We start from the raw sequence: 14268 nt of genomic DNA on the forward strand, positions 1-14268 counted from the left end.
GCTACCACCACAGGGGGCCTGCATGCTCACCCTGCTCAATTTATTATCGGCCGTGGCCTTGTTGATCTGGGGCACGCACATCGTCCGAACCGGCATCTTGCGGGTCTACGGTTCCAACTTGCGTCACGTCATCGGTCAGAACATGTCCAGGCGCTGGCTGGCATTCATCTCGGGGATCGTGGTGACGGCCATGGTCCAAAGCAGCAACGCCACCGCCATGCTCGTCACCTCCTTTGTCGGTCAGGGCTTGATGGCGCTGACCCCGGCCCTGGCGACCATGCTCGGCGCCGATGTCGGTACCGCATTGATGGCGCGGGTGTTGACCCTGGACCTGTCGTGGTTGTCGCCGCTATTGATCTTCCTCGGGGTGATTTTCTTCCTGTCCCGCAAACAGACCCGTTTGGGACAGATGGGCCGCGTCAGTATCGGCCTGGGGCTGATCATTCTGGCACTGCAACTGATCGTCGAAGCCGCTGCGCCGATCACCCAGGCCCAAGGTGTGAAGGTGATCTTTGCCTCGCTGACCGGCGACATCCTGCTCGATGCCTTGGTCGGCGCGCTGTTCGCCATGATTTCCTATTCCAGCCTGGCCGCCGTCCTGCTGACGGCGACCCTGGCCGGTGCCGCGGTGATCAGCCTGCCCGTGGCCATCGGCCTGGTGATCGGCGCGAACATTGGCAGTGGCGTTCTCGCCTTCCTCAGCACCAGCATGCAGAACGCCGCGGGCCGCCAGGTTGCGTTGGGCAGCCTGCTGTACAAGTTGATCGGCCTGCTGCTGATCATTCCGGTGCTCGACCCGTTGGTGCACTGGATCGACAGCCTGGACTTCAGCCCCCAGGAAATGGTCATCGGCTTTCACTTGCTCTACAACACCGGCCGCTGCCTGATCCTGCTGCCCAGTGTCGGCCCGATGGCGAGGCTCTGCGCCTGGCTGCTGCCGGAGCGGCCGGATATCAACGGCACCGCCAAACCACGCCATCTGGATCCGACGGCGTTGGTCACTCCCAGTCTGGCGCTGGCCAACGCCGCCCGGGAAACCCTGCGCATCGGCGATCTGATCGACAACATGCTCGAAGCCATGCTCGATGTGCTGCATGGCAAACAAACCGCCGTGACCCAGGAAATGCGGCGCTTGACCGATGATGTGGAATCGCTCTGCGGCGCCATCAAGCTCTACCTGGCGCAAATGCCCCGGGAGGACCTCAGCGAGCAAGACAGTCGGCGCTGGGCGGAAATCATCGAGCTGGCGATCAATCTCAAACTCGCCAGCGACCTGATCGAACGCATGTTGCGCAAGGTCCAGCAGCAGAAAACCTCGCAGCGCCGGTCTTTTTCCGAAGTCGGCCTGGAAGAATTGGCCGGCCTGCACAGCCAGTTGATCGCCAACTTGCGCCTCGGTTTGTCGGTGTTCCTCAGTGCCGACAAGGAAAGCGCCCGCCAGTTGCTCCGGGAGAAACGTCGCTTTCGCGCACAGGAACGCCGTTTGGCCCATGCTCACGTCAGCCGCTTGCAACGTAAGATCGTGCAGAGTATCGAGACCAGTTCGCTGCACCTGGAGCTGATTGCGGACATGAAACGTCTGAACTCGCTGTTCTGCAGCAGCGCTTACGTGGTGCTCGACACGACGGACACCGGTGCGCTGGTCGTCGATGATTTGGCTGACATCACACATTCGCCTTGAACGTCTGGCAGAGTGGCCAGTCAGTAACTTGTATTCAGCCTCCTGAGGGGCGACACGGATTTCCAATCAGTCGTATGGAAGCTAGCTATGCGTTACCTGCTGTTCGCCTGTCTGTTGCTTGGCTCATTCCCTTCATTTGCCCTGGATCGTTTTCAGGTCGAAGGCTATACCCTGCCCAACGGCCTGCAATTGCTGCTCAAGCCCGGCACCGAGCGTGGGCATGTGGCGATTCGCCTGGTGGTCGGCGTCGGCATCGATGACTTCAGCTGTGGCGAGAAGGAGCTGCCACATCTGCTCGAACACTTGCTGTTCAGCGGCATCGATGCCACTGGCGAAGGCGGTCTGGAGGAACGCATGCAGGCCATGGGCGGCGAGTGGAATGCCTACACCAGCAATGCCGACACGACATTCGTGATCGAGGCTCCGGCGAAAAACCAGCGCAAGGTCCTCGACCTGCTGTTGGCGCTGCTGACCCAGACCCGCATCGACGACAACGCCATTAACGCCGCCAAACAAGTGGTCGAGCGCGAAGACGGCGGCCATTACTCGCACCTGCAGCGCTGGCTGGATCGCCAGGACGTGGGCCATTCGGCGAGTAATCAACTGGCGGTGGAGCTCGGCCTCAAATGCCCCGAACGGGCTGAAGTCGATCACCTGACCCGCGACCAACTGGAGCAGGTGCGCAAGGCCTGGTACGCGCCCAATAACATGACCCTGATCGTGGTCGGCGACCTCGACCGGTTGCTGCCGGCCTATCTGGAACGAACCTGGGGAGCGCTTGAACCGGTCGATCCGACCGATCACCCGCCCCTGCCGGAAATCAAGGCCAGTGCGGCCCATGAGCGCACGCTGAGCCGCGGGTTCGTCGGCGGTGGTGCCAAGTTGCATTGGCTGGTGCCGGAGCCGGTGCAGGAAAATCAGCACGACCAGACCTTCGATCTGCTCAAGGACTATCTGGACTGGGCGCTCTATCGGCAATTGCGCCTGGCCCACGGTTTGTCCTACGGCCCCTCGGCCGAGCGCGAGGTGTTTGGCGGAGTCGGCTTCATGAGCCTGAATGCCGACCTTGAGCGCGACGACGTGCCCGAGGCCGAACAGGTGCTGGATGAGTTGAAGGCCGCCTTGCTCAAGGAGGGTCTCGACGCCGACACCTTCAACCGTCTCAAACAGGCCGCCATCGCCCGCCAGGCCTGGGCCGTGCAAGGGAACAGCGCGCTGGCCGATTACTACTGGAGCGCCCTTGGGGACTACGACGGAGGCCGCTTCGCCGACCCGGCCAAAGAGCTGCAGGGGGTCACGCTGGCAGAGGCAAACAAAGCCATGCGTGAATTGCTCTTGCAGCCGGGCTATCTGCGGATCGAAAAGCCGCTGGTGAGCTATGACCAGTTGATGTGGGCGATTGCCGGGGTGTTTGGCTTGTTGGTATTGGGCATATTGGCTTTGCGCTTTCGGCCCAGAAAGTAACCATTGCCCTGTGTGGGTCGAACGGACGCATCCCCCTCGCCACACCGCCCAGCGGGCGGTACTCTGTCGAGGATTTTTCCCACGACTATTGCGAACCGCCGAATGCGTACCCTGACCCTTTTCGTACAGCGCATCCTGGAATTGATGAAGCGCTACCCAGGGGTTATTGCGCTCGGTGGTTTCATTTCCGGGGTCGGCAGCTTCATGCTGGTGGATCGTCAGCAAGGCCTGGCGACCTGGATCACCATCATCATGCTGATCAGCTGGATCTGGCTGATGCTGGAAAACAGCCTGACCAAGCTGTTCGCCAGGATCTTCAATCGCGAAATTCCCCGGCCGCTGCTGCGCTACGCCACGCAGATGATCCACCAGGAAAGCCTGTTCTTCGTCCTGCCGTTCTTTTTTATCACTACCACCTGGAACAGTGGCCAGTTGTTCTTCACCGGGATGCTGTGCATCGCCGCACTGATTTCCATCATCGACCCGCTCTACTACAAATGGTTGGCGCCGCGCCGCTGGGCGTTTCTGGCGCTGCACACGCTGACGTTGTTCGCGGCACTGCTGACCGCCCTGCCCGTCATCCTGCACCTGACCACGTCCCAGAGTTTCAAACTGGCCCTGGGCACCGCGGTCATCCTGTCTTTTCCGAGCCTGGCGTCGATCTTCCCGATCCGGACCGTGCGCAACGCCTTGGCCATCCTGAGCATCACTGTGGGCATCGGTGGCGTCGGCTGGGTGCTGCGGTCGTGGGTGCCGCCGGCAACGCTGTGGATGACCGACGTGGCCATCAGCACTCAAATGCAGGACCGCACTCCCGGCGACAGCCTTGATGAAGTCAGTGCCGAACAGATTCGCGGCGGCGGTCTGTACGCCTACACCGCGATCAATGCCCCGCGCGGTCTGGGCGAACGGATTTATCACGTCTGGCAGTTCAACGGCAAAGAGGTCGACCGCATCGCGCTGGACATCCGCGGTGGGCGCAAGGAAGGCTATCGGGCCTGGACCCACAAGCAGAATTTCCCCGGCAACCCCGCGGGCAAGTGGCAGGTCCGGGTGTTGACCGAGGACGGCCAACTGATCGGGGTGCTGCGTTTCGAGATCACGGACAGCACACCGATCAAAGAAAAGTAATGCGGTTCATGCTATTAACGTAGCCTGCATAACAGCCGAACAAGCATGGAGCTTATGACCAGCAGTACAGTGGCCGGCAATGCCCGACTGGACCCCTCTGACACCCCTGCTCGATTGCAGATTACGGGTGACTGGACGCTCGCCCATTACGCCGATCTCAAAAGCCTGACCGAAAAGCTTCACGGCCAATACGATGACAGCACCCACATCGACCTTAACGGCCTCGGCGCGCTCGACACCGCGGGGGCATCGTTGCTGGTGGAGTTGCTCGGGTCTGAGCGCCTCGGCAGATCCGCCGAGCATCCCGATTGCACGCTGTCCCCGGCAGACCGCGCCTTGTTGCAGACCGTCTATTGTTCGCTGACCGACTTCTGCGTACCGATCAAGGAGCCGCAAATCAGTGTCGGCATTCAACTGCTGACCCGCATCGGCCGCGCGGTGGACGCGGTCTGGCAGGACACGCTGCAATTGCTGGGCTTCGTCGGCCTGATCCTGGAAACCATCGCCCGTGGGCTGTTCCGCCCCAAGCGCTGGCGTCTCACGCCGATGGTGGCGCACATCGAACAAACCGGCCTGGATGCTGCGCCCATCGTCGCCCTGCTGACCTTTCTAGTGGGCGCCGTGGTGGCGTTTCTCGGGGCGACGGTGCTGGCGAGTTTCGGCGCGAGTATTTTTACCGTGGACCTGGTGGCGTTCTCCTTCCTGCGCGAATTCGGCGTGTTGCTGACCGCGATCCTGATGGCCGGGCGCACCGCCAGTGCATTCACCGCGCAGATCGGCTCGATGAAGGCCAACGAAGAAATCGACGCGATCCGCACCTTGGGACTCGACCCGATGGAACTGCTGGTGGTGCCGCGCGTCCTGGCGCTGCTGGTCGCGCTGCCGATGCTGACCTTCCTGGCGATGCTGTCGGGGATTATCGGCGGCGGCGTGGTCTGCGCGGTATCGCTGGATATCTCACCGGCGATGTTCCTGTCGCTGTTGCAAACCGATATAGGCGTTCAGCATTTTCTGGTGGGGATGGTCAAAGCGCCGATCTTCGCGTTTCTCATCGCCGCCATTGGTTGTCTTGAAGGCTTCAAGGTCAGCGGCAGCGCCGAATCCGTCGGCGCCCACACGACGTCGAGTGTGGTCCAGTCGATTTTTGTGGTGATCGTGCTTGACGCCGTGGCCGCACTGTTTTTCATGGAGATGGGCTGGTGAGTCGAATACCCCGAGCGCCCACCGAGGCGGTGATCGAAGTCCGAGGGTTGTGCAATCGTTTCGGCCGTCAGAGCGTGCACGAAAACCTTGACCTGGACTTGTACAGGGGCGAGATCCTCGCCGTGGTGGGCGGTTCCGGCAGCGGTAAATCGGTGCTGCTGCGCAGCATTGTCGGCTTGCGCCAGCCCAGCGAAGGCGTGGTGAAGGTCTTCGGCAAGAATCTGCCGACGCTGGCCGAACATGAGCGCTCGCTGGTCGAACGGCGCTTCGGCGTGCTGTTCCAGAAAGGCGCCCTGTTCTCTTCGCTGACCGTGACCGAGAACGTCGCCTTGCCCCTGATCGAGCACGCCGGCCTGAGCCGCGACGACGCCGAGCACCTGGCGGCAGTCAAGCTCGCCCTGGCAGGGTTGCCACTGTCGGCGGCGGACAAATACCCTGCCTCGCTGTCCGGCGGCATGATCAAGCGTGCGGCACTGGCACGGGCGTTGGCGCTGGACCCGGACATCCTGTTTCTCGACGAACCCACCGCCGGCCTCGATCCGATTGGTGCGGCGGCGTTCGATCAATTGATCCTGACCTTGCGCGATGCCTTAGGCTTGAGCGTGTTTCTGGTGACCCACGATCTCGATACGCTCTACACCATCACCGACCGGGTCGCCGTGCTGGCACAGAAGAAGGTGTTGGTGGCCGATGCCATCGATGTTGTCTCGGAAACGGACGATGCGTGGATTCACGAATACTTCCATGGCCCTCGCGGCCGCGCGGCGCTGACTGCCGCTCAACAGCTCAACGAGGTATGACATGGAAACCCGAGCCCATCATGTATTGATCGGCCTGTTCACGGTGATTGTGGTGGCAGCTGCCCTGCTCTTCGGCCTGTGGCTGGCCAAGTCCAGCGTCGATACCGAGTTCAAGGATTACGAAATCGTCTTCAACGAGGCGGTCAGCGGTTTATCCAAGGGCAGTGCCGTGCAGTACAGCGGGATCAAGGTCGGCGACGTGGTCACGTTGCGCCTGGACCCGAAAGACCCGCGCCGGGTACTGGCGCGCATTCGCCTGGGCGGGGATACGCCGATCAAGGAAGACACCCAGGCCAAGCTGGCGCTGACCGGGATCACCGGGACCTCGATCATCCAACTCAGCGGTGGCACCCCACAGAGTCCGACGCTCAGGGGCAAGGATGGTGATCTACCGACAATCGTTGCCTCGCCCTCGCCTATCGCCCGCTTACTCAACGACAGCACCGACCTGATGGCCGGCGTGAACGCCCTGATGCACAACGCCAACCAGATGTTTTCGTCGGAGAATGTCGAGCGCATCAGCAAGACCCTCGAGCATCTGGAGCAAACCACCGGCACCCTCGCCGATCAGCGTGGCGACATTCGCCAGGCCATGCAACAACTGGGGGCCATCGGCAAGCAGGCCACGGCCACGCTGGAGCAGACGGCGGCGCTGATGCGCAATGCCAACGGCTTGCTCAGCGATCAGGGCAAACAGATGTTCGGCAGCGCCGAACAGGCCATGAAATCGTTGGAACAGAGCAGCGCGACGATCAACACGCTGCTCACCGACAATCAGGATTCGCTGAACAGCGGGATGCAGGGCCTCAATGGCCTGGGGCCAGCGGTGCGTGAGTTGCGCGACACCCTGACGTCGTTGCGGGCCATCTCCCAGCGCCTGGAAGCCAATCCCAGCGGCTACTTGCTGGGCAGTGACAAGAACAAGGAATTCACGCCATGAAAGCGAGTCACGTCGCCCTCCTCGCCGCCTTGGCATTGACCAGTTCCTGCTCGATCCTGCCCAAGTCCGAGCCGTCGGATGTCTATCGGCTGCCTGCGTCCCCGGGCAGCGTCGCGGTCCATCACGGTACGCCGCAACCCTGGTCGCTACGCCTGGCCAAACCGCAGGCCAGCCAGGCGTTGAACAGCCCCAACATCGCGGTGATCCCGCAGGGTGACTTGATCAGCAGCTACAAGGCCTCGCGCTGGAGCGACCCGGCGCCGGTGCTGCTGCGCAATCGTCTGCTCGATGGCTTCCAGCGTGATGGCCGTGTATCGCTACTGAGCACCGATGACAGCAATTTCCAGGCGGACCTGGAACTGGGCGGCAATCTGCAGGCGTTCCAGACGGAATACCAGGACCGCAATGCGAGCGTGGTCGTGCGGCTTGATGCGTTGCTGGTGCGCGGTTATGACCAGCGAATCCTCGCCAGCCGGCGCTTTGAAGTGCGCCAGCCATTGAACGATGTGAAGGTGCCGGCGGTGGTGACCGGGTTTGGCCAGGCGAGTGACCAATTGACGGCGCAGGTGGTGGCCTGGGCGGTTGAGCAAGGTCAAAAAGCTGCACCGCCGCCGAGGCCTTGAGTTCACCGCTGACTCCTGTAGGAGCGAGCTTGCTCCGGGCGGCGTTCCGACGAAGAACCTGAGAGCGCCGCGGGGTGTCAGGTTTCCAGCGTCATCGTTGACGACCATCGCGAGCAAGTTTGCTCCTACAGGGGGTACGGTTAGCCGAAGAACCAGTAGCACACACCAATGGCGCCAAGCACCCCGGCCAGCTCTGCCAGCAACGCACACCCCACCGCATGCCGCGCACGCTGGATGCCCACCGCGCCGAAGTACACCGCCAATACGTAGAAAGTCGTTTCCGTACTGCCCTGGATCGTCGCCGCCACCAGCGCCGGGAAGCTGTCCACCCCGGAGGTCTTCATGGTTTCGATCAGCATCGCCCGTGCCGCACTGCCCGAAAACGGTTTGACCATGGCGGTCGGCAAGGCATCGACGAAGCGGGTGTCCCAACCGGCCCACTCCACCAGGTGCCGAATGCCGTCCAGGCCAAAATCCAAGGCCCCGGATGCCCGCAGTACGCCGACGGCGCAGAGCATCGCCACCAGGTACGGCAGCAGATTCTTCGCTACGTCAAAACCTTCTTTGGCGCCCTCGATGAACGCCTCGTAGACCTTCACCTTGCGCAACGCGCCGATCACCAGGAACAGCATGATCAGGCCGAACAGCGTCAGGTTGCCGAGGATCGATGACAGGCCGGCCAGGGCGCTCGCCGAGAGCGTCGCCAGCAGCGCCATGAAGCCACCCAGTATCAGGGCGCCGGGAATCATGTACGCGAGCACCACCGGGTCCCACAGGCGCAGACGTTGCATGACGGCCACCGACAACAGACCTACCAGCGTCGAGCAACTGGTCGCCAGCAGGATCGGAAGGAACACCAGGGTCGGATCAGGCGCACCTTGCTGGGCGCGGTACATGAAGATCGTCACTGGCAGCAGGGTCAGCGAGGAGGCGTTGAGGACCAGGAAAAGAATCTGTGCGTTGCTGGCGATGGTGGCGCTGGGGTTGAGCTCTTGCAGCGCCTTCATGGCCTTCAGGCCGATCGGCGTGGCGGCGTTGTCCAGGCCCAGGCCGTTGGCGGCGAAGTTGAGCGTGATCAGGCCGATGGCCGGGTGGCCGGCCGGCACTTCCGGCATCAAACGCAGGAACAACGGGCCCAGCGCCTTGGCCAGCCACTCGACGATCCCGGCTTTCTCGGCAATGCGCAGAAAGCCCAGCCAGAGGGTGAGGGTGCCAAACAGCAACACCATCACTTCGACCGACAATTTGGCCATGGCGAAAATGCTTTCCACCATCGCCGCGAAGATCCCGGCGTTGCCACCGATCAACCACTGCGCCAGCGCCGATACGGCTGCCACGATGAAGAAGCCGAGCCACAGGCCATTGAGCATCAGTTAAATCCCCCAAAGAATGCGGCGAATGATAGCGGGGTAGCCAGAAACGACAAACCCCGGATTTCTCCGGGGTTTATTTGTGGCTGGCGGCTCGGATCACTGTGGGAGCGAGCTTGCTCGCGATGACTGACTCATAGGCAACATTGACGTCGACTAATCTACCGCTATCGCGAGCAAGCTCGCTCCCACAGAAAAGCCAATCCCCACAGGGGTTATGCGTTAGTTGCTGGAGGTTTCACCTGCCGGCAATTTTTCCTTGGTGCGCCAGTGCGGCAGGGAGTTCCAGTAGCGCTGGCCCTTAGCGTCGTCGTACATGCCTTCCCAACGCGAGATGACCAACACGGCCAACGCGTTGCCGATCACGTTCAGGGCGGTACGTGCCATGTCCATGATGCGGTCGACACCGGCAATGAACGCCAGGCCTTCCAGCGGAATACCCACGCTGCCCAGCGTCGCCAGCAGCACCACGAAGGACACACCCGGTACGCCGGCAATGCCTTTGGAGGTCACCATCAAGGTCAGCACCAGCAGCAATTGCTGGCTGATGGACAGGTCGATGCCGTACAGCTGGGCAATGAAGATTGCCGCAATGCTCTGGTACAGGGTCGAGCCGTCGAGGTTGAACGAGTAACCGGTCGGCACCACGAAGCTGCAGATGGCTTTCGGTGCGCCGTAAGCTTCCATCTTCTCGATGACGCGTGGCAGCACAGTTTCGGAACTGGCGGTGGAGTAGGCCAGCACCAGCTCATCCTTGAAGATGCGCATCAGCTTGATCACCGAGAAACCGAACAGGCGAGCAATCAAGCCCAGCACCATGAAGGCGAAGAAGGCGATGGCGAAGTAAACCAACAGCACCAGTTTGGCCAGCGGCAGCAGGGAGGCGAAGCCGAAGTTGGCCACGGTCACCGCGATCAGTGCGAAAACGCCGATCGGGGCGTAGTTCATGATCATGTGGGTGACCTTGAACATGCTTTCCGACACGCCCTGGAACAGCTTCACCAGCGGGTCGCGCAGGTCGGGTTTCAGGCTCGACAAGCCGAGGCCGAACAACACCGAGAAGAAGATGATCGGCAGCATCTCGCCACGGGCGATTGCCGCGAAGATGTTCGACGGGATCAGGTTGAGGATGGTTTCGATGAACGCATGTTCATGCTGCACCTCGGCGGCGGTGGCCTGGTACTTGGATATATCGACGGTACCCAGCGTGCTCATGTCGATGCCGGTACCCGGATGGAACAGGTTGGCCAGCACCAGACCGACGACGATGGCGATCGTGGTGACGATTTCGAAGTAGATGATGGTCTTCAAGCCGATGCTGCCGAGCTTCTTCGCATCGCCGACACCCGCGATACCGACGATCAAGGAGGAGATCACGATCGGGATCACAATCATCTTGATCAGACGGATAAAGATATCGCCTGCCGGTTGCAGGACGTTACTGATCCACCAGGCCTTTTCGGCACTGAAGTGGTTGAGCAGCGCACCGATTGCAATCCCCAATACCAGACCGATGAGGATCTGCCAGGCGAGGCTGAGCTTTGCCTTCTTCATATCTTTACCCTTACTTGCGTTTGACTCAGGCCGATGCAGGAACTGGAACGCTTGTGGCGAAAAAGTCTTGTGCATCTGCCCCCGTATAAGGTGCCCCGGAGCGCTTGTTAGTGGCTCTCTGGCAGGCGAAAAAAGGCGCAACTATTCCGATGCAAGGAAGCGACGTCTAATGCCGTAAACGCCTACCCTATGCCGAATCGGCATGAGCTTTTTCCAATGAAACTCTCGTCCCAACCGGTTCGAATACGACATTTCGGCAGGCATAAGTGCCGTGAACCGGCCATCTCAGGGAGTGTCGAGTGTTTTTTGAGCAGTCAGGCGAGGGAGTTTTTTCAGGAAAATCCGAGAATTCGCGAGGGAAATAAACCGCAAAAGGCAGGTGATATTTCTCGATGTACGGTCGTGCGTGAACCACCGGAAAAAGAATTTCCAGGGATCCAGGCGCTGATGTGAAGGTGCGGCGATGCGATCGGGAGGAGCGCTCTAAGTCAACGCTTTGCGCGTGTAAGCTCTTCGCAAGTCCGTCGAACATCTTTAATCGGCGAACTTGCGTCGCAGCTTTTGCCTGACCCGGCCCTCGCGCAGGCACCCCTTGTACCCGTAGGTCACTCCGCCCCTGAAACAGGCAAAACAACCCGACCCCTTGGTCATGCGTCTACCTTCATCGGGTAGCGCATTTTGAAAGAAGCAGTGTCGCTTCTTTCATATTTCAAAATCAGTACCAGTTTGGATCTTTCTTCAGCTGGTCCATCAACAAGTCCTGCATACCCTGGTCCGGCTTTCCAAGAAAGCGATAACTGGCATGGCGCGTTGGCGACTTGTCAGCCGGCAATCCCGCAGGCACTTCAACCAGCATAGCGTAGGCATCCTTTTTGTCGAAGCTGACGGCCACAATCAATCGATTATTCAGGCAAGTGGCCTGGGTTTCGCAAAGCGGCCCGACCAAATACTTCTCACCGTCTTCTTCAACCGCATTCATTTGCTCGGCATCACCGGACAGGTTCATTACCCATTCCGGCAGACGGTCTTCTTTCTTCACAACGCCTTGCCAGGTTTCGCGGTATTGAGGGTCTGCGCTCAATAGCTCGTTGACCCGCGTCTGGCCATCATTGGCGGCCATGGCCATGGCACTGCCGCCCAGTAGCAGGGCGGCTGCCAGTGTCTTGAATGAAACGTTCATCTTCAGCCTCGACCGCGACGGCCAAAGAAGAACGAAGCAATGAACATCACCAGGAACACGACAAAGAGAATCTTGGCGATACCCGTGGCGGTGCCCGCGATACCACCGAAGCCCAGTACTGCAGCGATGATGGCAATGATCAAGAATGTGATTGCCCAGCTCAACATGGTGATTCTCCTTACGCTTCTATTTAGAGGTAATGCTTGTGGTGCTTTTCCCGGCGCAACCAGCGCGCCAAGTTTGTTTATCTAGAACACCCAACGTTCCTGACGGGGCATCTCATCCACAGGCTGAGCCTGGTCGACGTCCATCATTCGCATCGGGGCGAGGTCAGCCTGATTGCTGCTGGCAGCGCTGAAATGGGTCTGGACCGGATGCTGAATCGACACACGCGGCGCTTCCTGCTGCGAGCTCTGCTGCCAGCGCTGAAACTGTTGGCCGCCGATCAGGGTGATCAATAGCGCCAGAACAGCAAACAGACCTTGCTGGATATGCAGTGGCGAGATACGCATTTGGGCGGCACGTTGGCGACTCATCCTGAAGCTCCTCCCACACGGTGGTGATCTGGTTTAGGGCAACGATGGGAATGCCCTGGATAACTCAGTCATTGCAGCCTGCATGCCAGCTTTTGTAGATAAAAATATCCAGTAAAAACAATGGGTTATAGGCGATGCGAAAAACGGGTCGGACGCATCCTGCACGATGGTCTTTCAGAGGTCGTGCGTAATGCACGATCGATGCGTGGGGATTTTCAAATTTTTTGAATTGCCCGACAGGCGCGGATGTCAGAAAAGTGACCGATGGTCCGCCTGTGCACCGGCTATCTGATAAAAAAACAACAAAATCAGACAATTAGCCGTAGGGTGAGGAGAGAGCTACCCTGTTGTAGTCTGAATCGGCCAGAATCAACCATGCAACTTGCCCGATTTTTCCGGGACTAAACAAGATCATTCATTAAGGAGCGTAGGAAAATGGAATCAGCCACTGAGCAACAAGGCCGCATTCTGCTGGTGGACGATGAGTCCGCCATCCTGCGTACTTTTCGCTATTGCCTTGAAGATGAAGGCTACAGCGTCGCTACTGCCAACAGTGCTGCGCAGGCAGAAGCGTTGTTGCAACGTCAGGTCTTCGACTTGTGCTTCCTCGACCTGCGTCTGGGTGAAGACAACGGTCTCGATGTATTGGCGCAAATGCGCATTCAGGCACCGTGGATGCGGGTGGTGATCGTCACCGCGCACTCGGCAGTAGACACTGCGGTGGATGCGATCCAGGCCGGTGCCGCCGACTACCTGGTCAAACCTTGCAGCCCCGACCAACTGCGACTGGCCACTGCCAAGCAATTGGAAGTGCGACAGCTGTCGGCTCGTCTGGAAGCGCTGGAAGGTGAGGTGCGCAAGCCCAAGGATGGCCTGGACTCCCACAGCCCGGCGATGAAAGTGGTGCTTGAAACCGCCCGCCAGGTGGCCAGTACCGATGCCAACATTTTGATTCTGGGCGAATCTGGCACGGGTAAAGGCGAACTGTCCCAAGCCATACATGGCTGGAGCAAGCGCGCCAAGAAATCCTGCGTGACGATCAACTGCCCGTCCTTGACTGCCGAACTCATGGAAAGCGAGCTCTTCGGTCACAGTCGTGGTGCCTTCACCGGGGCCAGCGAAAGTACACTGGGTCGTGTCAATCAGGCCGATGGCGGAACCTTGTTTCTTGACGAAATCGGCGATTTTCCCCTCACGTTGCAGCCAAAGTTGCTGCGTTTTATCCAGGACAAAGAGTACGAGCGCGTTGGCGATCCAGTCACGCGTCGTGCCGATGTGCGGATCCTCGCGGCCACCAACCTCAATCTGGAGGACATGGTGCGTGACGGCCGCTTCCGTGAAGACCTGCTCTATCGCCTGAACGTCATCACCTTGCACTTGCCGCCGTTGCGCGAACGCAGGGAAGACATTCTGAATCTGGCTGATCGCTTCCTGGCTCGTTTCGTCAAGGAATATGCGCGTCCGGGCCGGGGTTTCAGCGAGGAGGCTCGCGAAGCGCTGCTCAGCTACCGCTGGCCAGGTAACATCCGCGAACTGCGTAACGTCGTGGAGCGGGCAAGCATCATCTGTCCGCAGGAGCGGGTAGAGATCAGCCACCTGGGCATGGCCGAAACTCCGGTGAACAACGCGCCGCGCATCGGTGCCGCGCTGAGTCTGGACGAGTTGGAAAAGGCTCACATCGGCGCCGTTCTTGCCACCGCCGACACCCTGGACCAGGCTGCCAAGACGTTGGGCATCGATGCATCGACGCTGTATCGCAAACGCAAGCAGTACAACCTGTGAGCCC

13 protein-coding genes are annotated in these 14268 nt (G+C 60.1%); 8 read left to right on the plus strand and 5 right to left on the minus strand.

Going from position 1 to position 14268, the window contains the following annotated elements; translation table 11 throughout:
• The first annotated feature begins 22 nt into the window (after positions 1-22).
• From ACA041_RS00165 to ACA041_RS00195, 7 genes are all read left to right on the plus strand, one after another.
• On the plus strand, positions 23-1681 hold the full coding sequence (locus ACA041_RS00165) for a Na/Pi cotransporter family protein (protein WP_497439357.1): 1659 nt from the start codon (positions 23-25) through the stop codon (positions 1679-1681).
• A gap of 87 nt (positions 1682-1768) precedes the next feature.
• Positions 1769-3145 (plus strand): M16 family metallopeptidase, encoded by a 1377-nt coding sequence (locus tag ACA041_RS00170; RefSeq protein WP_497439358.1) that lies wholly within the window; start codon positions 1769-1771, stop codon positions 3143-3145.
• Between the two features lie 102 nt (positions 3146-3247).
• On the plus strand, positions 3248-4276 hold the full coding sequence (locus ACA041_RS00175) for a DUF5924 family protein (protein ID WP_497439359.1): 1029 nt from the start codon (positions 3248-3250) through the stop codon (positions 4274-4276).
• 54 nt (positions 4277-4330) lie between these two features.
• Positions 4331-5479: an ABC transporter permease gene (locus ACA041_RS00180; protein WP_497439360.1), complete on the plus strand. Its 1149-nt coding sequence runs from the start codon at positions 4331-4333 to the stop codon at positions 5477-5479.
• Positions 5476-6279 carry an ABC transporter ATP-binding protein gene (locus ACA041_RS00185; protein ID WP_497439361.1) on the plus strand — a complete coding sequence of 268 codons (804 nt, stop codon included), beginning with the start codon at positions 5476-5478 and terminating at the stop codon, positions 6277-6279. The genes ACA041_RS00180 and ACA041_RS00185 overlap by 4 nt, the downstream gene beginning before the upstream one ends.
• 1 nt (position 6280) lies before the next feature.
• Positions 6281-7219, plus strand: a complete 939-nt coding sequence (locus ACA041_RS00190) for an MlaD family protein (RefSeq protein WP_497439362.1) — start codon at positions 6281-6283, stop codon at positions 7217-7219.
• The gene (locus ACA041_RS00195) at positions 7216-7842 is read left to right on the plus strand and encodes an ABC-type transport auxiliary lipoprotein family protein (RefSeq protein ID WP_497439363.1); all 627 of its coding nucleotides are present in this window, start codon (positions 7216-7218) and stop codon (positions 7840-7842) included. The genes ACA041_RS00190 and ACA041_RS00195 overlap by 4 nt, the downstream gene beginning before the upstream one ends.
• A 140-nt stretch (positions 7843-7982) precedes the next feature.
• Here ACA041_RS00195 and ACA041_RS00200 read toward each other — a convergent pair whose 3' ends face one another.
• The 5 genes from ACA041_RS00200 to ACA041_RS00220 all read right to left on the minus strand — a co-directional run bounded on the left by ACA041_RS00200 (position 7983) and on the right by ACA041_RS00220 (position 12482).
• Positions 7983-9212, minus strand: a complete 1230-nt coding sequence (locus tag ACA041_RS00200; protein WP_497439364.1) for a nucleoside recognition domain-containing protein — start codon at positions 9210-9212, stop codon at positions 7983-7985.
• A 222-nt stretch (positions 9213-9434) separates the two neighbouring features.
• Complete coding sequence (gene gltP / locus ACA041_RS00205) at positions 9435-10766, minus strand: glutamate/aspartate:proton symporter GltP (RefSeq protein ID WP_497439365.1); 1332 nt, start codon at positions 10764-10766, stop codon at positions 9435-9437.
• A gap of 715 nt (positions 10767-11481) precedes the next feature.
• A complete protein-coding gene (locus tag ACA041_RS00210) occupies positions 11482-11946 on the minus strand; it encodes an inhibitor of vertebrate lysozyme family protein (RefSeq protein ID WP_497439366.1) in 465 nt (154 codons plus the stop codon).
• 2 nt (positions 11947-11948) lie between these two features.
• Entirely contained in the window at positions 11949-12113 is a 165-nt protein-coding gene (locus ACA041_RS00215; protein ID WP_003177151.1) for a DUF1328 domain-containing protein, read from the minus strand.
• Between the two features lie 81 nt (positions 12114-12194).
• Positions 12195-12482: a hypothetical protein gene (locus ACA041_RS00220; RefSeq protein ID WP_497439367.1), complete on the minus strand. Its 288-nt coding sequence runs from the start codon at positions 12480-12482 to the stop codon at positions 12195-12197.
• Between the two features lie 435 nt (positions 12483-12917).
• Here ACA041_RS00220 and algB point away from each other — a divergent pair, with 435 nt between their 5' ends.
• Complete coding sequence (gene algB, locus ACA041_RS00225) at positions 12918-14264, plus strand: sigma-54-dependent response regulator transcription factor AlgB (protein WP_497439368.1); 1347 nt, start codon at positions 12918-12920, stop codon at positions 14262-14264.
• Positions 14265-14268 lie beyond the last annotated feature (4 nt).

This window comes from Pseudomonas sp. LBUM1676 (assembly GCF_059695605.1).